The sequence below is a fragment of the Microcoleus pseudofavosus SVA1_A4 genome, from assembly GCF_036700565.1.
In the GTDB taxonomy this organism is placed as follows: Bacteria; Cyanobacteriota; Cyanobacteriia; order Cyanobacteriales; family Microcoleaceae; genus Microcoleus.
The window spans coordinates 59,561-82,759 of record NZ_JAUBPE010000021.1 but is presented as its reverse complement, the minus strand read 5'-3'; the positions used below and the strand labels follow the sequence as shown (position 1 = coordinate 82,759).

The window sequence follows — 23,199 nt, the reverse complement described above, 5'->3', positions numbered from 1 at the left end:
TTTAGATTGACTAGAGAGAACAGACGATCGCGGATTTTAGGCGATGCCTCGCGATTGCTTTACTTTGGTTCGATCGCAATTACAGTATTCGCAATGACAGTATAACGTAATTCGGTAACAGCGAATCCCGCCGAACAATCGAACGATCGCCCGCGCGATCGACCTATTAAACATCCCTCGCAGGAAAGTCAGCAATAATTTACGCGCGATCGACCGCAGGAATTGTGGCGAAAATCTGGGAAACAATTATGATCAAGCAAAGATTCCAATTATTTAATTTGTCCACAGGAAGCGGCACGCACCGCCCCGCTTTCCTCCCCCACCAACTTTGTAAGTCGGACGGGGGTCTCCAGCGGAAAGACAAATGAGTTACTGCACCAATCCCCATTGCCAGAATCCCCAAAATCTCGATCGCGCGACAGTCTGCAAAAGTTGCGAGTCGAACTTGCTGCTAAAAGGTCGCTACCGAGTCTTTCACACCCTCGGTCAAAGTCTCACTTGCCGCACCTTCTTAGCAGTCGATGAAGACCAACCTTCGCAACCCCGCTGCGTCATTCAACAGTTCTGCGGACCGACAGCAGCCGCAGACGGTCAAAACCAGCAAAACCGGACATTTCGCGGGTCGGCCTCAGTTCTAGACGAGTTGGGGAAACATCCGCAAATACCGCAACTGCTGGCATCTTTTGAAGTCGAAGGCTGCCAGTATTTAGTGCAAGAATACATCGAAGGCCGCAATTTGGCCGATCGGCTTTCAGAAAAAGGTGTTGTTAAAGAAATTCACATTTGGTATCTGCTGAGCGAATTGTTGCCAGTCCTGCAATTTGTTCACGAAAATCAACTGATTCACCGAGATATCAAACCGTCCAATATTATTCACCGCAAAACTCCCCAAGCATCCCCAGCAATGGCCGGGAAAGAGGATCTGCATCCCCTGTCCCAGGAAAGTGGTCGAGGGCTAGTTTTAGTCGATTTCGGCGCGGCAATTCCGGCAAACAGCGGGCCGCTCAAAACAGAAGCGGTGACGGGTTCGGCCGAATACGCGGCCCCAGAACAAATTAAAGGTCAAGCGATTAAGAGCAGCGACATATACAGTTTGGGCGTCACTTGCATTCACTTGTTAACGGGAATGTCGCCCTTTGATTTGTTTGACATCAAAGCCGACAGTTGGGCATGGAGGCATTATTTGAAAGTACCAGTTTCGGCGCGACTCGGCCGCATTCTGGATAAAATGGTGCAGCGAGAACCATCAAAACGCTATCGATCGACCGAGGCAATTCTCACAGACATGAAATACGGCCCGGCACCGGTAGACGTGATTCTCAGCAAACCCAAGTGGACTTTGGCTTTGTGGGGAGGAGCGGCGGTTGCCCTGCTGTCGGCAGTGCTGGGTTCTGGCTTGCAATCTCCTGCACCGCAGGCTTTCACTTCTGGCGAGCCCGCTTCTAGCATTCCCGAAATTCGGTTCAATCCGCCCCCGATGCAGGATTTCAAAGCTGACGCATCGCAAAAAGGGCCCGCAGTGCGCACTCTGGCGGATCAAGAGAAAAACCCGGTTTGGGCGATCGCAGTCACTCCCAACGGCCGCGTCATAGTCAGCGGGAATAACGACGGCACAATTCACCTGTTGCACAAGCGTCACGGCAAGCTGCTCAAGGTTTTAGCAGGACATTTGGGGCCCGTGTGGTCGGTGGCCGTCAGTCCCGACGGCAGGACGATCGCCAGCGGCAGCGCTGACGGTACGATTAAATTGTGGAATCTGTATTCTGGCAAGTTAATTCGGACTTGGGACGGACACACAGACGGCGTGTTCTCGGTGGTTTTCAGTCCCGACGGCCAAGCCCTCGCCAGTGTCGGTAAGGACAAAACTTTGAAGCTGTGGCAAGTGGAAGGCGGGGCCGAGTTGGAAACTCTCAAAGGGATTCCTGACGCCGTGCATTCGGTGGCTTTCAGTCCCTATAAAGACACTCTCTTTACTGGCAACGGCGACGGTACTATCAAGATGTGGAATTGGAAGACTGGGGAATTCCAAGCGACTCTCACGGGTCATGTCGATGCTGTTTCGGCTCTTACTGTCAGCCCTGACGGTAAAATTTTGGGCAGCGGCGGTTGGGACAATACAGTGAGGATTTGGGATATCACCACGGAACACGGGCCGCAGCCCTCGGGCGAGGTGACTTTTAGGGGTCATGCCGATCGAATTCAGTCTCTAGCTTTCAGTCCCGACGGCGAGACGCTAGCCAGCGCCGATTTGAGCGGGACTATCAAGCTGTGGGCGATGGATGGCGGGGAACCCGGTACGCTGAAGGGTCATTCTACTTGGGTGGAATTGGCTTTTAATCCTCAAGACAAGACTCTGATCAGCGGCAGTTTTGACGACACGATTAAGGTGTGGCGGCTGTCTCCTTGATTTGGGCGATCGCCCGCGCTATAAAATTATAAGAATCCCCAACCAAAATCAAAGATTCTGGTTGGGGATTCTTATAATCGGCGATTGAAATCGCTGCTATAGCAGTCCTAAATCAGTCGCAAAATCGATCGAGATCAGAATCCTTGTAGTGCGAGCATCTTGCTCGCGTACTATTTTTCAAATCATTTAGGATTGCTATATAAAAACTTTTATCCGCTCCAAGCTGACTAAAGTATATATTTAGGCAATTCCGCCGTTAACGCGGATATTTTGTCCGGTAATCCACCGGGCTTGTTCGCTGCACAAAAATGCCGTCACATCGGCAATATCTTCAACTTTTCCAAGTCTTCCCAAAGCAGTCATTTGTGTAAATCTTTGGATTTGTTCGGCGGTTTTGCCGACATTGAAAAGTTCTGTATCCGTTGGACCCGGAGAAATCACATTAACTGTAATTTGGCGATCGCCCAATTCCTTGGCCAGCGATCGAGTTAGCTGTTCTACCGCGCCTTTTGTCGCCACGTAAGCCCCGTAAGTTGGCAGTAGCATCGCCGTTGTCGAACTGGAAAAATTGACAATTCTTCCTCCCTCTGCCATGCGTTTAGCAGCTTCTTGACAAGCAAAAAACGTGCCTTTGACGTTAATTGCAAAAAGATTATCAAACTCTACTTCGGTAACTTCCGCTACAGTTTTGGAAAGATTTACTCCCGCATTGTTGACTAAAATATCGATTTGTGAATAGGTTTCCTGAGTGCGATCGAACAAATCGCGAATTTCTGCGGTTTTGCTGACATCGGCTTGCACGGCCAATGCTTTGCCGCCTGCTGCTTCAATCGTTGACACAACATCTTTAGCCTGTTCAGCACATCTGGCGTAGTTGATGACAACGGATGCGCCTTCTTGGGATAATCGCAGGGCGATCGCGCGTCCTATTCCCCGCGATGCACCGGTCACAATTGCTACTTTTCCTGTTAGTGATGTCATGGAATTTTAGATATTAGATTTGAAACTTTAGATTGCTCTTACCGATTTTACACTATCTATAGTAGTGTAGTAAGGTGTTCTTCGGCGCACCTACAAATAAAGTTTCTGGGTAAGTCCTGTTTATGCTAAAGTGATATCGCCTGTCCAACTAAAATCTATGACCGTAAATTCCGAGTTAGTATCGCAGCATTTAGAAGCGGGCGATCGACTCAAACAATCTGGTAATTTTGATGAGGCGATCGCACTTAACAAGATTGCCGAAATTTATTATGCTCAACAAAAATTTGCTGAGGCGATCGCCTCCTGTTACCAAGCACTTTGCCACCAACCAGATTTCGCCGCCGCCTACAAAACCCTAGGCAATATCCTGCAAGCCCAAGGCAAAACAGACGCGGCGATACGCGCTTACTCAAAGGCGATCGAATTCAACCCTAATTTTGTCGAAGCATATGTTAATTTGGGCAGTATGTTTTACAAACAAGTCCTGCTCGATGATGCCATAATGTACTATCAAAAAGCTATTGCTATTCAACCGAATTTAGGCGCCGCTTATTGGAATTTAGGCAAAGTTTTGGAACAGCAAGGGCGAACGAATGAAGGTTTATTTTATCAAAAAAAAGCTCTTGATTTACAGCCGGAGTTAGAAGCAATTCAGTAAAAAACAACACTTACTGAAGAGGAATGTTATAGTCAGAATAATTCAATCATTAACGATGCAAGCTGGATCGAAATGGAAATTAACCAGAATCCGCTCGAATTGCTAACGGCTAAAGTACAAGAAACTGTTGTCGATACCCAAAAATTAGCCAACGAAATTGCTGCAAAAGTGGAGGAAAGTGCAACTGTAGTAACGGCGTGGGTACAATCAGCGCCAAGTTCAATTGTGAGTGCTGGCGCGATCGCCACTCAAGAAGCTTTTAAAATAGCACATAACATCCGTTTTGAGAACCTGCCAACTAATCTGCAATTCAAATTTGCTAGGGCTGGGGTGCGTGACGGCATCCGAAACGTTCAAGAAGCAGCAAAAGTATTTGAATCCATACCCGCCCAAATTCGTTCCCAAGGGCCGGAAGCAATTCGCAACTTCTGTCAAGATAAAGATTGGAGTCACATCCAAGCACACGTCAATGGAGGCGGAAGCGAAGCTGCTAACGGGATTTTTGAATATTTTCGGGTGAATCGCGCCCGCGGCGGTGCAGACATGACTGCCGCAGAATTAGCAGTCGCTAAGCAAGTTTTAGCGGATGCAGCGTTTAAAGCAGCAGTTGCCGAAATTGTTGGGGCTGCAATGAAAGGGGCGATCGCAGCAGCAGTAATTGAGTTAGTATTTTCGATCTTAGAAAACTCGCTATTGTGCGTTGAAGGCAAAATTACCCAATCAGAATTAGTCGAACAAGTCGCCACTGCCACCGCCAAAGCTGGCATTGCTGGCGGTGTTATTACTGGCATTCTGTTAACACTGTGCATGATATTTCCTCCCATTGCCGCGGTTTTAGGTGCCGCAGCGATGCCCTTGGCGGTTGCAGGTATTGGTTTTATGGGAATTCGCGCCTGGGAAATATTTTGTCACGGCGATCGACTATTTGGTATTACTCAACAAACACAAAAATTTCTGGGGATGACTGAACAGTTGACAGTTGACTGTTGACTGTTGACTGTTATGATACCCGAATCAAACCGTTTATGAAGCGCTGATTTAAGACTCTATTCATTAGGTTATTTATGTCCGCGCTTTTGGGTGGCGGTTGCTTGTAGCAACATTTTCAGATGATTGGGAAATATAAATAGTATGGATTCAGTAGAAAAAACTCAAGATCAGCAGCATCCGCAATACAAGCGCGATCGAGCCAGTGTCGATACTTTATTAGCAGGAGAAGCAACCGAATACAATTTATCGGAATTAGCAAGATTGATAATTCGCTACCGAGGCTTTCCCGGCGCTAGAGATATTCAATCAGACTTAAAAAAAGTCCTGCAACAATGGAATTATACGGAAGAAAGTCTTTACGAACAAACCCGTAAAATTCACGCCAAAGGTGAAGTTTACAGGAAACAAAAAAGCGATCAAGAAGATTGGCTTTAATCTCAAATCTGCAATATCAAATTCCGGTTGAATCGAAATTAATATTACCCGAAATCAGGACACGGCAGTGCCGTTTCCCTACAATAAATCGCGGTAGGGAAACGGCACTGCCGTGTCCTCTATATGATTCCGGCGCAGCCGGAATTGATATGAACTAGCGATCGAAATTAATGAGTAATTTTAGGCCTCGGAGCAGGTGCACCTCGCAGCATTCCTTCTGTACTGAGGTCTTCATCAATTTCTTCCCAGCGAATGCCATAGCCTCCTCCGCATACTTCCCATTTTTCCCTTTGATCGGGCGTTGCATGAAACAATCTTGGATACCAAATTAAAGGCACGGTAATGATTCGTCCATCCATCAAATCAACACTAATGGTTTCTTCTGTAAAATGAATGTGCTTAACTCTCTCGTCCGCTCGAATCGCCAAAATACCCATACCAAGCCTCCAATAGCGTTTGTTTATTTTCTTGTAAATGATATAGAGGACACGGCAGTGCCGTGTCCCTACCGCGATTAATTGTAGGGAAACGGCACTGCCGTGTCCTGATTTCCGGTAACTATTTTCAAACCATCTCTGGTGAAACTTGCATTGCCGGCTGCGGCTGGAACTGGAACAGCGAATAAACCACATTGCGGCGGATATCCGTCATCATGTCCAAAAACAGCTCGTAACCTTCAGTTTTGTACTCGATTAACGGGTCTTTTTGTCCGTAACCGCGCAGCCCTACAGACTCGCGCAAAGCATCCATTTGCTGCAAGTGTTCCCGCCACAAAGTATCAATTTGTTGCAAAATAAAGAACCGCTCAGCATCGCGCATCAATTCAGATCGGATGGCATTAACTTCGGCTTCCTTCATATCGTAAGCATTGCGGACTTGTTCGTGTAAGAAAGTTTTAGTTTCCTCAACTGACAAATCTTCTAATTGATCCGGAGTCATGTCAGCCAACAGATAAACAAATTCCTTCACCTTGCTCACAAGTTTGTCGAGTTCCCATTCTTCCGAAGGTAAATCGGGATTGATGTATGCTCCCACGATGTCGTCCATCGTCTGTTCGGCATACTTAATTACCTGTTCCTTGGAGTCCAAACCTTCCAATACTCGGCGGCGTTCCGCATAGATTGCTCGACGCTGATTGTTCATCACTTCATCGTATTCAAATACCTGCTTGCGGATATCGTAATAGTAGGTTTCGACTTTTTTCTGAGCGCCTTCGAGGGAACGAGTCAGCATTCCAGACTCGATCGGCATATCTTCCTCAACACCGAAAGCCTTCATCAAACTGGCAACCCGTTCGCCGCCAAAAATCCTGAGCAAATTGTCTTCCAAACTCAAGAAAAACCGCGTAGAACCAGGGTCTCCTTGGCGTCCAGCCCGGCCGCGCAACTGATTGTCGATCCGGCGCGATTCGTGGCGTTCGGTACCGATGACGTGCAAGCCTCCCAACTGCACGACTTCATCGTGTTCGGTGCTGGTAAAAGCATCGTATTCCTTGCGGGTTAAATTGTAAGCTTCCCGCAATTTTTGAATTACCGGGTCTTTGGTCGGTGCTTTTTCCGAAGCTATAGCCACGATATCATCGGCTTGCAATTCCGAGAGCGATCGCTCGCCGTACTCCTTCACCGCCAATTCCACGGCGGCTTTGAGCAGTTGCTCGGCATTTTTCGATAGCTGCGTCGGGAAAATCTGCGCCGAAGCTTTCCAAGACTTGACCTTTTTCCCAGTCGGAGCAAAACCTTGAGGTGCGGGGCGGCCGCCAATACCGGGTACTTGCACCAGCGAAAACCCGTCTTCATCCTCGGGCCGCACGATCCGGGGCATAAGATACTCGCGCAACTTCAGGCGGCCCATGTACTCAGAATTACCGCCCAAAATAATATCCGTACCGCGTCCGGCCATGTTCGTGGCGATCGTCACAGCACCCTTGCGTCCGGCTTGAGCGATAATTTCCGACTCCCGCTCCACATTTTCCGGTTTAGCATTGAGCAAATTGTGAGGAATTTTGCGTTCCAGCAGCAGCCGCGACAGCAACTCGGATTTTTCCACGCTCGTAGTGCCCACCAGCACCGGCCGACCGATTTCGTGCATTTCCGCGCAGTCTTGGGCGATCGCATTCCACTTACCGGCCTCTGCCTTGTAAACCATATCCGAAAGGTCAGTGCGGCTCGTAATCCGGTTAGTGGGAATCAGCGTCACTTCCAGACTGTAAATCTTCTCAAACTCCGTCTCCTCAGTCTTCGCCGTCCCAGTCATCCCCGACAGCTTCGGATAAAGCAAAAAGAAATTCTGATAAGTAATAGTCGCCAGCGTCTGAGTTTCCGGCTGAATTTCCGCGTGTTCCTTGGCTTCGATCGCCTGGTGCAAACCGTCGCTCCAGCGCCTTCCGGGCATCACCCGGCCCGTAAACTCATCGACAATCACGACTTCGCGATCGGGAGTGACGATGTAGTTAATATCCTTAATAAACAATTCCTTCGCCTTAATCGCATTAAAAATGTAATGCGCCCAAGGGTCAGCCGGATCGTACAAATCAGTAACGCCCAACAAATTCTCAGCTTCACCAAACCCTTCATCGGTCAACAGCACGTTCCGAGCCTTTTCGTCAACCTCGTAATGTTCTTCATTTTCCTTTCTCAGAGCAGCAGCTACCTCAGCCGCCCGCATATACTTCTCGCTGGGGCGTTCCACCTGGCCCGAAATAATCAGAGGCGTCCGCGCTTCATCGATCAGCACCGAGTCAACCTCGTCAATCACGCAGAAATTAAAAGGACGCTGCACTACATCTTCCATGACAGTAGCCATGTTGTCGCGCAAATAGTCAAAGCCGACTTCGCTGTTAGTCGCGTAGGTAATATCGCAGTTATAATTTTTCTTTCGTTCCACCTGATCCATGCCCTGCTGAATCAGTCCCACAGTCAGTCCCAGGAAGCGGTGTACCTGTCCCATCCATTCCGCGTCCCGCCTTGCGAGATAATCGTTGACGGTGATGATGTGTACGCCTTTACCGTTGAGGGCGTTGAGGTATGCCGGCAGCGTCGCCACGAGAGTTTTGCCCTCACCGGTTTTCATTTCGGCAATTTGGCCTTTGTGCAGAATGATGCCGCCGAGGAGTTGGACATCAAAGTGGCGCAGTCCCAAAACCCGCTGTCCCGCTTCCCGCACCACTGCAAAAGCTTCCGGCAAGATTTCGTCTAGGATCTCTTTCTCCTCGTTGAGAGATTTAGCTTTTGCCAGACGTTCTTGAAACTCCGCCGTTTTCCCTCTGAGGCCGTCGTCTGAGAGTGCGCGGAAGTCTTCTTCCAAGATATTGATATCAGCTACCCAAGGCTGAAATTTTCTAAGTTTGCGTGCGTTGGGATCGCCTAGCAGATTTTTAAACATGGCAGGAGAGGCAGATTTTTAATAATTTAGCTATTAGCTTTCGGGGTTACGGGCTGTAGTGTTAGCCACAACATATACCCTCCCCGATTGTAGCAATCATTGGGTCTGCTAAGCAGTCGAAGGTGTCTTTGGGGGCGATCGACCGATTGGGGATTGGGGATTTGGGATTTTCGATTGAAGAATTGATATCAATTCCGGTTGCACTCCTTATGATATGGAGGAGACGGCAGTGCCGTGTCCCTACCGAAAATAATATTGTAGGGACACGGCACTGCCGTCTCCTAATTTCGGCCACTAATAATTAATTCCGATGCTACCGGATTTGATATGACTGACGCATGGGGCCAGAAACCGGGTTTTTTACGACAAGACGCGTTGCAACCAGCAGATTTGATGAAAAACCAGGTTTCTTGAGTCGGAGTGCGTAATTTCTGGATCAATTTCCCTGACTTGCCACCAAATCCCACTAGATATCAATACCTGAACCGACGTATGCTGTATCTTGAGGGCGATCGATCCATTGCACGACGACAGCAGGCAAAACCTCACTAGATTTTAGACCCAACCTACCCAAGGCTTCTACTGCCTTACGACGCACCCACTTATCCTCATCTTCGAGAGTTAGCAGCAAGACATGGTAATTTTAAATATTTGTGTTTAAGTTGGTGAACATGATTATGTTTATGTCCACCTACATTGATAATCTCAACTATCTCTAAATTTAGGACACACTTCAAACGCTAATTGCGATCCATAAAAACAAACATCAAACTCAGTAAAAAAATTAGTCCGCCCTAAAATAATCGGAATATTATTCACCCTAGTCCAGGCAAAAGCTAACTGAACTGGCTCAAAGTCCCCTACTTTTGCCAAGACTAATAACCCTTTCGTTTCAGCACTCGCTAAATTCCCCGCTAAAGTAACAGAAAATCTTTGCTCTTCCCAGATTGCCCCTAACTGCACCCCAACATTATAGGGCAAAACATTTACACTAGAGCCTGTATCCAGTAAACCCATAACCTCAACAGAACGATTTTGATAAGTTAGTGTTAAAGGCAGATACGGAACATCAGCTAAAACACCCATTCCATCTCGTTTAGGTTGAAAAGGATATCGCCTACTATTAAACATTTTGAGTTTGTTTATGCTCTATTTCTAGTAACTGCGTCAATTGCTCTGCTGCACTATTAGAAGTATGCACTGAATATATAATTTCAGCAGATTCATTACCCATTAAAATTCCTTCTTCTTTCGCCAATTCTGCTATTAAAAACAGCATCATTTGAAACTTTTCAGCACGAGACAATTGCCGAACTTGGGCTAACAATTCAAGATTTGACATAAAACGGCATAGAATGAGTTTTTACATTTTACCATGACCTTGAGATTTCCACCACTCCAACACAGCACAGCCAATGCGTAAGTTTTGAACGGGCCGAAGAGCCCGCCCCGATCGCCCTTATTGAAAAAGCTGTCACATCTCACGCCAGATAAACCCTAGTTTTAAACAGGCCTGGGCACTTCGTAAGTCAAAAAGTCATAGGCCATTTTCGTATTGGGAAAAATTGCCTGCGCTTCCTTGAGCAAATCATCCAGGACGATCGCATTCCCCGGAGCGTAACGCGGGCTAAAATGGGTCATAATTAGCTGTTTAGCCCCAGCAATCAAAGCAACTTGAGCCGCCATTGTCGAAGTTGAATGCAGGCGATCGAAGGCCATTTGAGCATCTTGATGAGCAAAAGTCGCTTCGTGCACCAACAAATCAGCATCCTTCGCCAATTCCACCGCCCCGTCACAAAAAACCGTGTCAGTACAATACACAAACTTGCGCCCGATTTGATCCGGGCCGCAAAAATCAGTACCTTTAAACTGTCGCCCGTCCGATAACTTTACGGTCTTTCCTTGCTTTAATTGACCGTAAAGCGGCCCCGAAGGGATACCCGCAGCCTTGGCTTTTTCTACATCAAAATGTCCCGGACGGTCTTTCTCAGTTACTCGATAACCAAAAGCAGTAACTCGGTGCTTCAAAGGGCCGCAGCTAACAATATATTCGTCATCTTCATAGATGACTCCCTCGTGAATTTTGTGTACCTTAACCGGATAAGAAAAATGAGTTTGAGAATAGCGAACGCCAGCTTGCAAATATTCTTCAAGTCCCGGAGGCCCGTAAAGATCGATGCGCTTGACATTCCCCGCCAAACCGCAGCTAGCCAGCAAACCCATTAAGCCGAAAATGTGGTCGCCGTGCAGGTGAGTGATGAAAATGCGGCTCAGTTGGCTGACTTTTAGGTCGCTGCGGAGAAACTGGTGCTGAGTTCCTTCGCCGCAGTCAAACAGCCAGAGTTCCGCTCGCTGGGGCAACCGGAGGGCGATGCTGGAAACGTTGCGCGATCGCGTGGGGACACCGGAACTAGTTCCGAGAAATGTAATCTGCAAGAGTCAAATCACCTCAATTAAGTCTTAAAAAATATGTTACATATATCCAGAGTGCGGTCAATCCGACATAAAGGAAATAGTCGCAGGCAGGAACCGGGATAAATCGTTGTTCCTGCGAACATCTAGTCGCTAAAATCGTTTTTGACAAGCGCACAGAGCGATCGACCCAATTCTAACGTTTTATTTCTTCCGTTCCCCTTTCTTTTTCCCCTCCCTTCCCTTCCCCTTAAAAATTCTCAAACTCGTACAGCACAGGAGGAAAATTTTCAAATGCAGCCAGGAGTATTCTTTGTTTCCGTTCTTTCGACATTAAAAAAACGCTACTTTTGGATTTCGCTGTTGTTTTGGCTGGTAATGGTAGCCCCAGCACAGGCCGCGCTGATCTTGCGAGTTGCGGTACAAGACGGGGCAAGTCAGGTAAAAGTCGGCAGTTCTACTAAGGCTGCAATCCGCGACGGCAGCGGGCGCAATTTGGGCGAACTGCCCGCAAACAGTTCTCAGTCGGCTCAATTTCGATCGGGAACAGTGGCGCTCGGTCGCTGGGCCGCCAACCAAGTTTGGATCGAGCCGACGGGGAACGGTTATGTTTGGATTGGCGATCGTTGGTATCGGGGACGCACGCTTCTAGTTCCCCAAAAAGGAGGCTTGACTGCCGTCAACTACGTCGATATCGAACAATATCTCTACAGCGTTCTCGGCGCCGAAATGAGTAGCAATTGGCCTATTGAGGCATTGAAAGCCCAAGCAGTCGCCGCCCGTTCCTACGCTATCCACCAGCGCCTCAAAAGCGAAACCGAGCTTTACGACGTGGACAATACTCAGTCTTCGCAGGTTTACAAAGGACTGCAAACAGAATCTTCTGGCACTTATTTGGCAGTCGATGCAACCGCCGGTCAAGTTCTGGCTTACAACGGTCAGATTATTTTAGCCGTTTTCCACTCTGCGTCTGGGGGACATACTGAAAATGTCGAGGATGTTTGGACGGAACCCCTGCCTTACCTGCGCGGTGTTCCTGACTTCGACCAAGGGGCGCCGGTTTACCAGTGGAAAGAAAATTTTTCCCGGGCTCAAATCAGCAGCAAAATTTCTGGGGTCGGAAATGTGATCTCGATGAAGCCTGAACGCACTACCCGTTATGGAAGTGTCCTTAGTATGAAAGTAGTCGGAGATGGCGGTTCTAGGGTCATGAGCGGCGCCGATTTGCGTCGGGTTCTAAATTTGAGGAGTACCCGCTTTACTGTGATTCCTCAGTACGGCGGGATTTTTAGTGGGAGAAATAGCGGGCGGCCTCCTACGGGTTTTCAAGTTGCTGGCAAAGGTTTCGGTCACGCTGTGGGAATGAGTCAGTGGGGGGCATACAATTTGGCAAGGCAGGGATACGGCTACCAGCAGATTTTGTTGCACTATTACCGGGGCACTACTTTGGCTAGGATTGCTGTTCAGTAATTGGTAATTGGTAATTGGCTCGAAAAGTATTGGGCATTGGGCATTGGTAATAAATAACAAATAACCAATAAGAACTAACCAATAACCAACAGCCAACAGCCAACTGTCAACTGTCAACCGCCAACTGACTAATGACTACTAACTACATTAAGGATGGCTATGCAAAAGTGGGATTATTTATTTGTGGATGCGAATATGTATCCTTTTGGAAATAAGCTGATTAGTTTATATGTAAATGGTGAAGAACAGCGAGATTGGAAACAAGGCTCGCTGCATCTATTTGTCAATCAGTTGGGGGAGGAGGGGTGGGAACTTGTGGCTCTGCGCCACGACTCGAAGTACGACCAAAATTGTTTGATTTTTAAACGCCCTAAGATTGTTAAAAAAACTAGGAATACGAAAGAGTCTCAGGTGCCTAAAATTTAAATTTCATATCATGTTCGAGCGCTCGAATTCAATTAAACTGGCAATCAAACTTGTTTGTAGTGAGGACTGAAGTCCTCGAAATTTTATGAGGACTTCAGTCCTCACTACAAAGTTGATTGGATTTTAGATTTTGGCTCAAAACCGCTCATTCTTGAATCTAAAATATAAAATCTAAGATCGATCGATCCGCTTTTGCCATTCGGCATCTATTTTTGCTGACTGTTCTAGTTCTTGTTGGGTTAATTCGGTTTCTGTTGTATAAGCTAAGTCTTCTCCAGTCAGAACGTTTTCTGCTGCAAATTCCTGGGCGTATGCCAATTTTTGCTGCAAGTTAGTATCGGGTTCGTTTAATAACATGGCTCGCTGCTGCCGCTCTTGATTGCGGGCTTCTATCCTGCTATTTTTCCACTGAATCCAGAAGTAGCGAATTAAAGGAATTGCGAGAAATCCGACGCCGTAAATCAGGAGCATGGGATAAATAGCGCTGACGAAACCGATAAATCCACCTGCGATCGCACTTTTAGCTAATAAATTTCCTAAAACTAATGCACCAACCAGATTGAGGGATCCTAACCCTGCTGCGAGCATGACTTGGCCGGAGCTGGCGTTGCTGAAACGCCACAGCATTTCTCGCAAATAAGCTGCTACTGGTTCAGAATTTCTCTCGGTGGCTGTTGTTTGCAATTGCGGGAAGTGGTAGACTATTTGCCCTTCGGGACTGACTTCGGGTCTGCCGTCAAAACGGGCGAGGGCTGGTAACATATATTCTTCGTATTCTCGGCTGTATCCTTGTCCGAGATTGTCGAGATATGGGGCAATTTGTTCGGCGGCGACGGCACCTCGGTTGTTGCGAATCGCGGCGGCAATATCGCTCCACTTGCGCTCTTCTAAATTGTAATTCGGATTGCCGTCTCCAAATATAAAAGAGAAAACTGCTTCCAGAAAACTCATCTGGGTTTTTTTGCCAGTTAAGCGCGATTGCTGCTGGTAGTAAGGTTCGTCATGGTTCCAGTAAAATATCCAGGGTAACTCGTTCCAGAAGTAGGGAAAAAAGAAAAAGCCGCCGCCTCTGTCATCGCTACCTCCTCCTCCTCCCCCGTTATTGTCGCTGCTGTTGCTGGAGAGTAAAAGCGTGATAGCAACAAAAATTAAGAGGATGGAAGCTATCAGCACTATGCCAAAAGATATCCGAATCAGGTAAAATAGAATGCGCCAGATTTTTTGCCACCATTCCTGCAACTGCAAGCGCAAGAATTTGTTTCGCAAAATATCTCGAAAGTTTTTGGGAAATAGGTAGGCAATGTCGCCGGATTCTGCTACTTGCAGGTTGCCGCCTGCTTCTGAGGCGAGGGTTAACAGTTCTCGTTGGGCAAAATTGACATCTAATCCAGCTTTTGCCGCCACGTCTCCAACCGTAACGCGGTAGCCAAGTTGTTCGACGGCTTGCATAATGCTGGGATTCGGAGCCATAGGTTTCTCTCTGTGAAAATTACCTGGTTATTTTTATTATATATTGCGGGAATTCGATCCCGTTTTGACGCCCTGGTTTCGGATTTTTTTTGATGCTGCCCTTGACTTGGGAGCAAAATATTGCTAGTGTTTGGCCGATTAACTTTTAAGTGTTGGCTGAACCCGCATAACTTAATAAAACTTTGTGATTCTTTTTCTCCTCGGCAGGGTATTTGGCTGTTGACTCCTCGGGGCAACGGCGGGGGGGTTGTGGGTAGAGTTAGTAGGGTACGGTGCGATCGCCCGTTGGCGAAGCTTGCAGCTATTGGAGCGCTCACACACCCTACTGCAGAAATTTTCCCTTCTGGGGGGGTTTTGGTAAGTTTGGTGTAGAGTGCTAGAGATAGGTTAAAGAAATCTGGTTTTTTTGCAAGTCTTGCAAGAGTTCTATAAAATAGATAGAACTTGCGCGAGTGTTAGATCCAAGGGCGTATTTTAAGGTTCGCATTTGCGATCGACTAGACTTTGAGAGCGCCCTCAACACAACTGCTAACTAAAACAGTTGCGCAATTATTAATAGGAAAACTTTACAGGCTAATGTTTCCGATTAGCCGCTAACCAAAGAATCGCATATGCCCAGAACTCAACGCAACGATAACTTTATTGACAAAAGTTTCACGGTAATGGCAGATATCATCCTGAAGATTATGCCGGCGAAAAAGCAGGCGAAGGAAGCTTTTGCTTATTACCGGGATGGTATGTCAGCTCAAGCAGATGGCGAGTATGCTGAAGCGCTGGACAATTATCATGAAGCGCTGAAGCTTGAGGAAGATCCTTACGATCGCAGTTATGTCTTGTACAATATGGGCCTGATCCATACTAGCAACGGCGAACACGATAAAGCTTTGGAGTATTACGACGAGGCCCTAGAGCTCAATCCGAGAATGCCGCAAGCGCTGAATAATATTGCTGTGATTTACCACTATCAAGGGGAAAAGGAAAAGGAAGCTGGCAATTTTGAACGGGCGGAAGGGCTGTTTGATAAAGCTGCCGATTATTGGAAGGAGGCTATTCGCTTGGCCCCGAACAATTACATTGAGGTGCAAAATTGGCTGAAGACGACAGGGCGATCGCAGATTGATGTGTATTTTTAACTATGATGGGGAATGGGGAATGGGGCATAGGACATAGGGCATAGGGCATGGGGAATGGGTAATCGGTAATAGTTAGTAGTTAGTAGTTTTTCTAATAAAAAATAACCAATTCCCAATTCCCAATTCCCAATTCCCAATTCCCAATTCCCAATTCCCAATTCCAATTCCCAATTCCCAATTCCCAATTCCCAATTACAGATTTTTATGATTGACAGAGAAGAAGTTCGGAAAGTAGCAAATTTAGCGAGATTGGAATTAACGCCTGAAGAAGAAGAGCAGTTTACCGGTCAACTGAACGGTATTTTGGATTATTTTGAGCAGTTGAGCGAACTGGATACGAGTAAGGTGCAGCCGACAACGCGGGCGATCGATGTTAGCAATGTAATGCGATCGGACGATTTGCAACCTTTTGCTAACGGAGAAAGTATTTTGGAGGGAGCTCCCGATCGCGATGGGGAGTTTTTTAAAGTTCCTAAGATTATGTAGCTTTATAGTGATAAATCTGTAATGTTCATTCTTGGGGTGACACTCAGTCATGTACGTATTAATTGGTGGAGCAGGAATGATGGGGCTGAGTTTAGCCCAGCAGTTATTAAAACTCGGTCATACGGTTGCAATCATTGATGTTGACCCGCTTGCCTGTCGCTTTGCTCGTGAAAAAATCGGAGTGATGGCATTTGAAGGCAGTGCAGTTAGCACAACGGTTCTTCAGGAAGCCGGAATTAAACAAGCAAGCGCAGTCATTGCATCACTGAGGGATGATGCACTGAATTTAGCGCTGATCACCCTATCCAGGAGCTATGGCATTTCCCATATTGTGGTGCGAATGCGCGATCGCGAATTCCTGGAAGCCTATCGGCTTGCCGGAGCCAGTCACATCATCAGCACGATTGATTTGGCAGTTGCATCAATGGCGAATGCGATTGAATATCCCCAAATCGAATCGATGATGCACTTTGAACACGGGCAAGTCGAGGTGCTAAAGCTGCCAGTTCCAGGCGATTGCAAGGTGGCAGGTCGCACCGTTGCTCAAATTGCTCAAGACCATCGTTTTCCAACAAGTTCGCTGATTATTGGTTATCAATGCCATGCCTGCGCCAATCTGGAGATTCCGAACGGCAATACTGTTCTTGAAGCAGGCTCTACCATCTTGGTCGTCACCCGTCCAGAGCTAGTTCACCAAATGATTGATTACCTCGGCATTCGCGCTAGTCATCTGCCAACGTTAGAAGTTTCTCATCCAAATCTTTGATGTAAGGATGAACCAGATCCTCTGGAACAATTCGCTTGCGGAGCGCATCGCTAACGGCTCCTTTTTCTGCTAGGAGCAATCGCCGTCGAATCGTATCTAGCCCGCTGCGATCGCCCTCTATTTGACCGGCCCGATGTTTATTGTAGAGATCGCGCAGCACTCGCTCAGAGTGTGCTACTCGTGCTTGATACGATGCCCATAACTCTTCGTCAACTGCCTTCGGCAACACGCCAGATTTCAGCAAACTATCTAGCTCATCTTGAGCCGCTTTGGAAGCGATCAACTGAATCTGTAACTGCCCAGCTTCCTGCATTACATCAGAAACACGGCTAATTTTTAGTCGTTTTACTATCCACGGTAAACTTAATCCCTGTCCGACCAAGGAGAATAAAACTGCACCGAAAACCAAGGCAATAATGTTATCCCGTCCTGGTAGGGTCAAGGGAATCGCAACAGCTAAGGCCATTGATAGAGACCCTTTAATATTCCCTAAAACCAAAATGTGCTGCCAGCGTAGCGGAATGGGGCGATCGAACCAGCGCAGCCCCGCTAATAACAAATAGACCGAGAGAATCCGTCCCAGTTGATAGGCCAGAATGACCAATAAAATGGATGGCAAAATTCTCCACAGCGTCAGCGGGTTAATTTCAATTCCAATCAGCAGGAAAATAAACGTATTGACGCCAAAACCAGCGTATTCCCAGAAACTCAGCAAGGTAATCCGATCCGAGGCAGACGAACTGCGAGGCAGCCCGAGGTTGCCAAAAACAAGTCCGGTGATGACCACCGCCACTGCGCCCGATACGCCTAAAAATTGTCCGATTTGGAAGGTTCCCAATGCGAGAGCGACGGTTAGCAAAAGGCTACTCAACGGATCGTTTAAGCGCACAAATATCGGCACGCTCAAGTAACCTAAAACACCCCCGACCAGTGCCCCACCTAAGGCAACCACGAGCAGTTCCTTCACGCCTTGTACAGCGGTGAGAGATCCTGTCGCATAAATAACCAAAACCAAATTAAATGAAATTAGAGCAGCCGCATCATTGAACAGGGTTTCTCCTTCCACGATGGTGGACAATCGAGAAGGCACGCGGATCTCTTTAAAAACCGCGATCATCGAGACTGTATCAGTGTTTGCCAGAATGACTCCGATCAGCAACGCCGGAATCCAGTCTAGCCCCAGCCCAAATTTAACCAGAACAGCGATAATTGCTGAGGAAAAGATCGAGCCTGGACCCGCCAGCAGGGCGATCGGCTTAAAGGTGCTGCGGAGACGGCTGATATCAGTATTGATCGAGGCTTCAAAAATCAGAATTGGTAGAAAAAGATTTAATACTAAAGATGGGTCTAAACCAATTCGACGCGACAAGAGCTCCGTAATGGGCAAGCCTGCTAACACTAAGCCCGTCACATAGGGAATTCGCAACCGTCGGGTTACGAGTGCAACAAAAGTTGCAATCAGCAGCAGAATGATCGAGATGATGACCAATTCAGGAATGGCTCCTGCCGTTTGGCTATTTGTAGCAGGATTGCTGCCCAAGGGAGGTGCTTGCGCTACAATCGACTCGATCGCCGATACTCCTCTCATAAACTCGTTTTCCTCAAAGAAATTGACAGATTGACTACGGTTTTAGTCTACAGGAAACGGTTCACTTTGTTGTACAATTAACTGCAATTTATGTGGTATATTTGGATGAATGCTGAAGAAGCTGAAACAGGATTTCTGGGTGGGTTGGGCGATCGGGGCGTTTTTAGAGTGCAATTTTTTTGGTATATCTGGATGATTTCCAAACCCTTACAGGATGCTAATTGCTCTTAATTGTGCTGGTTTTTAATTTTTTTTTTACAGTCTCTTCTGAAGTGTTGCCGACCCGATCGCGCTTGCCGCTAAGGCGGGTACTGTAAGTTGTCGATCCATCTGTAAGGAGTAGGAGAGCGATCGCCCAAAGCCATCGACAGTCAAATTTTTAAGTGGTTTTGGACGTTCTGATTTGCGGGAATAAATTCCTCAAAGGTAATCGTCCTTTCTTACCTTGAATTTATGTAGCATCACAGACACGCCACGTCAGAATCTCCCAACGTTTAAGGACAGGTTCAGCAATCACGATCTCATTTTCTCTTGCCTCCATGACGATCAAATAATCTCCCTGGTTAAATCTGTTATTGTACATTCTTGCTTGTTCTTCTGGCACCAACCATCCTTGAAGTGCGCCATACAGACCGCCAGCAGTTGCAGCAATCCCACTTCCAAAGAAAGTTGCTAAAATGCTTTCCACCGCTACTGCCTGGCCAATACCGGGAATTAGCAGGCTGCTGAGTCCAACAATTAAGGCTAGTGAACCTAGTCGTATGCTGCCTAAGACCGCGCCTACTTGTGCGCCTGCTGCTCTTGTCATTAAAATTTGCTGCACGCCCAGAGAGTCCAAATCATCATTGTCTGAAGGTTTAGCAATCACTGAAATCTTGTGCATGGGGAAGCCCCTGCTTTTTAGTTCAACTAGCGCATGGTTTGCGTTTCGACGATCGGTAAATAGGCCGCTAGCACGTTTGAGGTTTTGGTAATTCATGAGAAATATTCAATATTCAACGCTACAAAATTGGTAAATAGTGTGTAAAGCCGCTTTGAATGGCCAGATCACAAAAACTACTTAGTTCAGAGGTGCAAAACGCTTTAGCAAAGCTGACAAAGCAATCATTGGCAGTCCGAATCCGATACAAATTAAGCCTTGGATTGCGCTCAAAGCTTCAGTGTCAAATAACTGATTCATCGTGCCCCATTGGCTAAACAGGAATTGGAGAATGAAAATAGCCCCAATGCCGATCGCCACAGCATAGCCAACTGATTCATCTTTACCGCGCAGTTTGGCCACGATCGCCGGAACAAAGCGGCTAATGCTTAACAGGTAAAAAGCTTCTGCGGCAACCAACGCTTGAATTGCCATCGTCCGGGCTAAAGCTTCATTGCCTGTGGTTTGGACGATCCATTCAAACATCCCAAAGATCGCAATCCAGTTAAAGAGTGAAACTGCCAGAATCCGGGCGATCAGCCTGCGAGACAGCAGCGGTTCATTGGCAGGTCGAGGCGGCTGTTGCATGACATCGGGAGAGGGCGGCTCAAATGCCAACGGTAAGCTCAACGCAACTGAACTGACCATATTCAGCCAGAGAATTTGTACTGGCAAAATGGGTAGCGGGGTTGCCAAAAGTACGGCAATCAAGATGGTCATCGAAAATTGTGGGTGGAAACCCCGTGCTTCTAGCACGGCTTTACATTAGAACCTAGATATCTCACGGAATAATTGCTATAATGTGAGACATGACACAGAGAGCCTTTAAGTACCGCTTCTATCCCACGCCTGAGCAAGAAACCTTGCTCAGACGAACGATGGGCTGTACTCGTTTGGTCTACAATCGCGCCCTTGCTGTGAGAACACAGGCTTGGTATGACGAGAAAAAACGAGTCGGTTACAGCGATACTTCGGCATTGTTGACTGAATGGAAAAAGCAAGATGACTTGCAATTTCTGTCGGAGGTTAGCTGTGTACCATTGCAGCAAGGATTGAGACATCTTCAGAAAGCGTTCTCGAATTTCTTTGAGGGACGGGCGAAATATCCAACTTTCAAGAAAAAACGAAACGGTGGGAGTGCAGAGTTTACCAAATCTGCATTCAAGTTCAGAAACGGGCAAGTGTTCCTTGCCAAGTGTTCTGAGCCGTTGCCGATTCGCTGGAGTCGAGAGTTGCCCAAAGGCGCAACACCAACAACTATCACGGTGAAGCTCTCGCCTGCTGGAAGATGGACAGTTTCCTTGCTGGTGGATGTGGAGATTGAACCATTGCCTCCATGCTCCAATGAGATTGGGGTTGATTTGGGTGTCACAAGTCTGGTTGCTTTGAGTGACGGTGAAAAGATTGCCAATCCCAAAGGCTTTAACGCAAAACGCCACAAACTCAAGAAAGCTCAAAAGGCATTGAGTCGAAAGCAGAAAGGGTCGAACAATCGCCACAAAGCACGGCTCAAAGTTGCAAAGGTGCATCAAGAAATTGCTGATGCCAGAAAGGATTTTATTCACAAGCTGACGATTCGATTGGTACGTGAAAATCAAACGATTGCCGTCGAGGATTTGTCTGTGAAGAATCTGGTCAAAAATCGGAAACTCGCCCTTGCCATCAGCGATGCTAGTTGGGGAGAATTGGTTAGGCAACTTGAATATAAGTGCGCTTGGTATGGTCGCAACTTTGTCAAAATTGATCGATGGTTTCCCAGTTCTAAGCGTTGTGGAAATTGTGGACATATCGTTGATAAGTTGCATTTGAAGACCAGAGAGTGGGATTGCCCTAAGTGCGGCACACATCACGATCGAGATGTTAATGCTGCTAAAAATATTCTGGCCGCAGGGCTTGCGGTTACTGTCTGTGGAGCGACTGTAAGACCTTCCGAGAGTAAATCTCCGAAGGCTGGTGCTATGAAGCAGAAACCTAAGTCGTGAGTCTTAGGAATCCCCGTCACAGAGAGTGCGGGGTGGATGTCAATTGATTCTCTGTCAAGGTTCCGGTTTTGTCGGAACAAATCACGGTGGTGCTACCCAGCGTCTCAATTGCCGGAAGTTTGCGAATAATGGCGTGTTGGTTTGCCCTCCGGGAAACCCCGATCGCCAGTGTCACCGTTAAAATCGCGGGTAAGCCTTCAGGAATTGCGCTGACTGCAAGCGCCACAGATGCCTTGAACACCTCAACCCAAGAAAATCTCTGGGCAATGCCTGCGACAAAGGTGAAGGCAGCCAAACCTAAAATGACATAGAGCAAGGTTTTGCTAAATTTGTCAATTTTGCGACTCAGTGGGGTTTCCAGTGTGGTACTTTGCTGCATGAGTTGGGAGATGTGTCCGGTCTCGGTCATGTCACCAATGCTGACGACGAGTCCGCGTCCCTGTCCAAACGTTACCAGGCTTCCGGTATACGCCATGTTCGTGCGATCGGCCAGTGGAGTGTCTGCCTCTAGCGCCTGGGATTCCTTCTCAACCGGGACAGATTCTCCCGTTAACGCTGACTCATCGACCTGTAAGTCACGGACTTCGATCAGCCGCAGATCCGCAGACACTTTATCCCCAGAAGACAGCAAGACGAGATCGCCAGGAACCAGTTCACTGGATGGAACCACTTGCTTTTGACCGTTGCGGAGAATGGTTGCCTCAGTTGAAACAGATTTTGCTAAAGCGGCGATCGCATTCTCTGCCTTTGACTCTTGAAGGAAACCAATGGTGGCGTTCGTTAGAGCAACTCCCAAAATTACACCTGCATCAATCCACTCTTTCAGAAATGCTGTTACTATCCCAGCAGCTAACAAAATGTAGATTAGCGGCTGATTCAGTTGCTGAAGAAATCGCAGCCAAGCACTTTGCTGCTTCTGAGCCGTTAGTTGATTGGGCCCGAGGCGATCGCGCCGTTCCGCTACTGCTGTAAAAGATAAACCCATCTTAGAATCAGTTTTCAGCAGACGGACAACTTGCTCGCTGGAAAGGTGATGCCATTGCTGTTTCGTTGATTTTGTGCTATCTATTGCTGTCATCGTATCTTTCCCCAAACTTGTAATAAAAGAGCAACACAACTGCCGTAAGACAAGGTTGCCTGTTTCGCTATCTCTCTAGCGTCGTTGACAAATGTGATCTAAAAGTGAACACCCAATTTTTACCGATCGCTTGTGGATCGCATTTGTGAGCTAAGATTGAAAATAAATAGAGCTAGGGGCTAGGGAAGAGAAGAGAGAAGAAAGAAGAGGGAAGAGGGAAAACCACTGGCGATATCCCATATTCTTTAGTCCGCGTAGGCGCACTTCGTTTGTGTAGTAGCGGTTTCAACCGCCAAATTATAGATAAATTGGGTAGCTGCAAGCCATAGGGTAATCCCTCTTTTGTCACTTCGGGGAGATAATTTTCTGGAACTATTGGTTTGTAAGGCTTTCGCCTTGCGAAGCCTAAATTATTGAGAATGGCTAAAATCCAGCGAGCGCAAGGCGAAAGCCTTTTTCTCTCCCTGTAGTGACAAAAGAGGGGTAATACCAGTTCTCCAAAGTCATGCAACAGTAGTAATCTTTTGGTTGATTATATGTAGTAAAGTCAACGATGCGGACTGTAGCATATTTTTAGATAAATGGTATAAGTTGCAGGAGCGAAACCGTAAAATTAC

At 47.2% G+C, this 23,199-nt stretch carries 23 protein-coding genes; 11 read left to right on the top strand and 12 right to left on the bottom strand.

From position 1 onward, the window contains the following. Positions 1–364 precede the first annotated feature (364 nt). Positions 365–2,407, top strand: coding sequence for a protein kinase domain-containing protein (locus QUA02_RS11630; RefSeq protein WP_333027756.1), 2,043 nt, complete (start codon positions 365–367; stop codon positions 2,405–2,407). A 240-nt stretch (positions 2,408–2,647) separates the two neighbouring features. Here the strand turns inward: QUA02_RS11630 and QUA02_RS11625 are convergent, their stop codons facing one another. After that, positions 2,648–3,388: an SDR family oxidoreductase gene (locus tag QUA02_RS11625; protein ID WP_333027754.1), complete on the bottom strand. Its 741-nt coding sequence runs from the start codon at positions 3,386–3,388 to the stop codon at positions 2,648–2,650. 157 nt (positions 3,389–3,545) lie between these two features. Here QUA02_RS11625 and QUA02_RS11620 point away from each other — a divergent pair, with 157 nt between their 5' ends. From QUA02_RS11620 to QUA02_RS11610, 3 genes are all read left to right on the top strand, one after another. Next, complete coding sequence (locus QUA02_RS11620; protein WP_333027753.1) at positions 3,546–4,046, top strand: tetratricopeptide repeat protein; 501 nt, start codon at positions 3,546–3,548, stop codon at positions 4,044–4,046. A gap of 72 nt (positions 4,047–4,118) precedes the next feature. Then, a complete protein-coding gene (locus QUA02_RS11615) occupies positions 4,119–5,036 on the top strand; it encodes a hypothetical protein (RefSeq protein ID WP_333027751.1) in 918 nt (305 codons plus the stop codon). 141 nt (positions 5,037–5,177) lie between these two features. Then, on the top strand, positions 5,178–5,471 hold the full coding sequence (locus QUA02_RS11610; RefSeq protein WP_333027748.1) for a DUF3288 family protein: 294 nt from the start codon (positions 5,178–5,180) through the stop codon (positions 5,469–5,471). 167 nt (positions 5,472–5,638) lie between these two features. Here the strand turns inward: QUA02_RS11610 and QUA02_RS11605 are convergent, their stop codons facing one another. The 6 genes from QUA02_RS11605 to QUA02_RS11580 form a co-directional block, all read right to left on the bottom strand. Then, positions 5,639–5,908: a DUF2442 domain-containing protein gene (locus QUA02_RS11605; protein ID WP_333027746.1), complete on the bottom strand. Its 270-nt coding sequence runs from the start codon at positions 5,906–5,908 to the stop codon at positions 5,639–5,641. Positions 5,909–6,035: 127 nt separating this feature from the next. Then, positions 6,036–8,852: a preprotein translocase subunit SecA gene (secA, locus tag QUA02_RS11600; RefSeq protein ID WP_333027745.1), complete on the bottom strand. Its 2,817-nt coding sequence runs from the start codon at positions 8,850–8,852 to the stop codon at positions 6,036–6,038. 466 nt (positions 8,853–9,318) lie between these two features. Next, a complete protein-coding gene (locus QUA02_RS11595; RefSeq protein ID WP_333027742.1) occupies positions 9,319–9,483 on the bottom strand; it encodes a hypothetical protein in 165 nt (54 codons plus the stop codon). A gap of 74 nt (positions 9,484–9,557) precedes the next feature. Beyond that, a complete protein-coding gene (locus QUA02_RS11590) occupies positions 9,558–9,938 on the bottom strand; it encodes a pepsin/retropepsin-like aspartic protease family protein (protein WP_333027739.1) in 381 nt (126 codons plus the stop codon). A gap of 37 nt (positions 9,939–9,975) precedes the next feature. Then, entirely contained in the window at positions 9,976–10,194 is a 219-nt protein-coding gene (locus QUA02_RS11585) for a hypothetical protein (RefSeq protein ID WP_333027738.1), read from the bottom strand. A gap of 161 nt (positions 10,195–10,355) precedes the next feature. After that, positions 10,356–11,288 (bottom strand): ribonuclease Z, encoded by a 933-nt coding sequence (locus QUA02_RS11580; RefSeq protein ID WP_333027736.1) that lies wholly within the window; start codon positions 11,286–11,288, stop codon positions 10,356–10,358. Between the two features lie 270 nt (positions 11,289–11,558). Between QUA02_RS11580 and QUA02_RS11575 the strand changes: the two genes are divergently transcribed. Both QUA02_RS11575 and QUA02_RS11570 read left to right on the top strand, forming a co-directional pair. Next, positions 11,559–12,734 carry a SpoIID/LytB domain-containing protein gene (locus QUA02_RS11575; RefSeq protein ID WP_333027734.1) on the top strand — a complete coding sequence of 392 codons (1,176 nt, stop codon included), beginning with the start codon at positions 11,559–11,561 and terminating at the stop codon, positions 12,732–12,734. A 159-nt stretch (positions 12,735–12,893) separates the two neighbouring features. After that, entirely contained in the window at positions 12,894–13,160 is a 267-nt protein-coding gene (locus QUA02_RS11570) for a hypothetical protein (protein ID WP_333027732.1), read from the top strand. 171 nt (positions 13,161–13,331) lie between these two features. On the opposite strand, the gene QUA02_RS11565 is transcribed toward QUA02_RS11570, so the two are convergent. After that, complete coding sequence (locus tag QUA02_RS11565; RefSeq protein ID WP_333027730.1) at positions 13,332–14,630, bottom strand: hypothetical protein; 1,299 nt, start codon at positions 14,628–14,630, stop codon at positions 13,332–13,334. Between the two features lie 611 nt (positions 14,631–15,241). Here QUA02_RS11565 and QUA02_RS11560 point away from each other — a divergent pair. From QUA02_RS11560 to QUA02_RS11550, 3 genes are all read left to right on the top strand, one after another. After that, complete coding sequence (locus QUA02_RS11560) at positions 15,242–15,763, top strand: photosystem I assembly protein Ycf3 (RefSeq protein WP_333027729.1); 522 nt, start codon at positions 15,242–15,244, stop codon at positions 15,761–15,763. A 204-nt stretch (positions 15,764–15,967) separates the two neighbouring features. Beyond that, positions 15,968–16,249: an Asp-tRNA(Asn)/Glu-tRNA(Gln) amidotransferase subunit GatC gene (gene gatC, locus QUA02_RS11555; protein ID WP_332978921.1), complete on the top strand. Its 282-nt coding sequence runs from the start codon at positions 15,968–15,970 to the stop codon at positions 16,247–16,249. Between the two features lie 49 nt (positions 16,250–16,298). Beyond that, entirely contained in the window at positions 16,299–17,015 is a 717-nt protein-coding gene (locus QUA02_RS11550) for a potassium channel family protein (RefSeq protein WP_333027728.1), read from the top strand. Here QUA02_RS11550 and QUA02_RS11545 read toward each other — a convergent pair. Then, complete coding sequence (locus QUA02_RS11545; RefSeq protein ID WP_333027725.1) at positions 16,972–18,555, bottom strand: cation:proton antiporter; 1,584 nt, start codon at positions 18,553–18,555, stop codon at positions 16,972–16,974. The two genes, QUA02_RS11550 and QUA02_RS11545, sit on opposite strands and share 44 nt — an antisense overlap. A 138-nt stretch (positions 18,556–18,693) precedes the next feature. Here QUA02_RS11545 and QUA02_RS11540 point away from each other — a divergent pair, with 138 nt between their 5' ends. After that, positions 18,694–18,834, top strand: coding sequence for a hypothetical protein (locus QUA02_RS11540; protein ID WP_333027723.1), 141 nt, complete (start codon positions 18,694–18,696; stop codon positions 18,832–18,834). A gap of 220 nt (positions 18,835–19,054) precedes the next feature. Here QUA02_RS11540 and QUA02_RS11535 read toward each other — a convergent pair whose 3' ends face one another. Beyond that, positions 19,055–19,582, bottom strand: coding sequence for a hypothetical protein (locus tag QUA02_RS11535; protein WP_333027720.1), 528 nt, complete (start codon positions 19,580–19,582; stop codon positions 19,055–19,057). Positions 19,583–19,663: 81 nt separating this feature from the next. After that, positions 19,664–20,242: a cation transporting ATPase C-terminal domain-containing protein gene (locus tag QUA02_RS11530; RefSeq protein ID WP_333027717.1), complete on the bottom strand. Its 579-nt coding sequence runs from the start codon at positions 20,240–20,242 to the stop codon at positions 19,664–19,666. 89 nt (positions 20,243–20,331) lie between these two features. On the opposite strand from QUA02_RS11530, the gene QUA02_RS11525 reads away from it, so the two are divergent. After that, complete coding sequence (locus QUA02_RS11525; RefSeq protein WP_333027714.1) at positions 20,332–21,504, top strand: RNA-guided endonuclease InsQ/TnpB family protein; 1,173 nt, start codon at positions 20,332–20,334, stop codon at positions 21,502–21,504. Between the two features lie 16 nt (positions 21,505–21,520). On the opposite strand, the gene QUA02_RS11520 is transcribed toward QUA02_RS11525, so the two are convergent. After that, positions 21,521–22,582: a cation-translocating P-type ATPase gene (locus QUA02_RS11520; protein WP_333027713.1), complete on the bottom strand. Its 1,062-nt coding sequence runs from the start codon at positions 22,580–22,582 to the stop codon at positions 21,521–21,523. Positions 22,583–23,199 lie beyond the last annotated feature (617 nt).

What these genes read in the sequence shown, in the direction of transcription:
- QUA02_RS11630 (WP_333027756.1), top strand. Translation starts at nt 365, where the DNA reads ATGAGTTACTGCACCAATCCCCATTGCCAGAATCCCCAAAATCTCGAT.
- QUA02_RS11625 (WP_333027754.1), bottom strand. Translation starts at nt 3,388, where the DNA reads ATGACATCACTAACAGGAAAAGTAGCAATTGTGACCGGTGCATCGCGG.
- QUA02_RS11620 (WP_333027753.1), top strand. Translation starts at nt 3,546, where the DNA reads ATGACCGTAAATTCCGAGTTAGTATCGCAGCATTTAGAAGCGGGCGAT.
- QUA02_RS11615 (WP_333027751.1), top strand. Translation starts at nt 4,119, where the DNA reads ATGGAAATTAACCAGAATCCGCTCGAATTGCTAACGGCTAAAGTACAA.
- QUA02_RS11610 (WP_333027748.1), top strand. Translation starts at nt 5,178, where the DNA reads ATGGATTCAGTAGAAAAAACTCAAGATCAGCAGCATCCGCAATACAAG.
- QUA02_RS11605 (WP_333027746.1), bottom strand. Translation starts at nt 5,908, where the DNA reads ATGGGTATTTTGGCGATTCGAGCGGACGAGAGAGTTAAGCACATTCAT.
- secA (WP_333027745.1), bottom strand. Translation starts at nt 8,852, where the DNA reads ATGTTTAAAAATCTGCTAGGCGATCCCAACGCACGCAAACTTAGAAAA.
- QUA02_RS11590 (WP_333027739.1), bottom strand. Translation starts at nt 9,938, where the DNA reads ATGGGTGTTTTAGCTGATGTTCCGTATCTGCCTTTAACACTAACTTAT.
- QUA02_RS11585 (WP_333027738.1), bottom strand. Translation starts at nt 10,194, where the DNA reads ATGTCAAATCTTGAATTGTTAGCCCAAGTTCGGCAATTGTCTCGTGCT.
- QUA02_RS11575 (WP_333027734.1), top strand. Translation starts at nt 11,559, where the DNA reads ATGCAGCCAGGAGTATTCTTTGTTTCCGTTCTTTCGACATTAAAAAAA.
- QUA02_RS11570 (WP_333027732.1), top strand. Translation starts at nt 12,894, where the DNA reads ATGCAAAAGTGGGATTATTTATTTGTGGATGCGAATATGTATCCTTTT.
- QUA02_RS11565 (WP_333027730.1), bottom strand. Translation starts at nt 14,630, where the DNA reads ATGGCTCCGAATCCCAGCATTATGCAAGCCGTCGAACAACTTGGCTAC.
- QUA02_RS11560 (WP_333027729.1), top strand. Translation starts at nt 15,242, where the DNA reads ATGCCCAGAACTCAACGCAACGATAACTTTATTGACAAAAGTTTCACG.
- gatC (WP_332978921.1), top strand. Translation starts at nt 15,968, where the DNA reads ATGATTGACAGAGAAGAAGTTCGGAAAGTAGCAAATTTAGCGAGATTG.
- QUA02_RS11550 (WP_333027728.1), top strand. Translation starts at nt 16,299, where the DNA reads ATGTACGTATTAATTGGTGGAGCAGGAATGATGGGGCTGAGTTTAGCC.
- QUA02_RS11540 (WP_333027723.1), top strand. Translation starts at nt 18,694, where the DNA reads ATGTGGTATATTTGGATGAATGCTGAAGAAGCTGAAACAGGATTTCTG.
- QUA02_RS11535 (WP_333027720.1), bottom strand. Translation starts at nt 19,582, where the DNA reads ATGAATTACCAAAACCTCAAACGTGCTAGCGGCCTATTTACCGATCGT.
- QUA02_RS11530 (WP_333027717.1), bottom strand. Translation starts at nt 20,242, where the DNA reads ATGACCATCTTGATTGCCGTACTTTTGGCAACCCCGCTACCCATTTTG.
- QUA02_RS11525 (WP_333027714.1), top strand. Translation starts at nt 20,332, where the DNA reads ATGACACAGAGAGCCTTTAAGTACCGCTTCTATCCCACGCCTGAGCAA.
- QUA02_RS11520 (WP_333027713.1), bottom strand. Translation starts at nt 22,582, where the DNA reads ATGACAGCAATAGATAGCACAAAATCAACGAAACAGCAATGGCATCAC.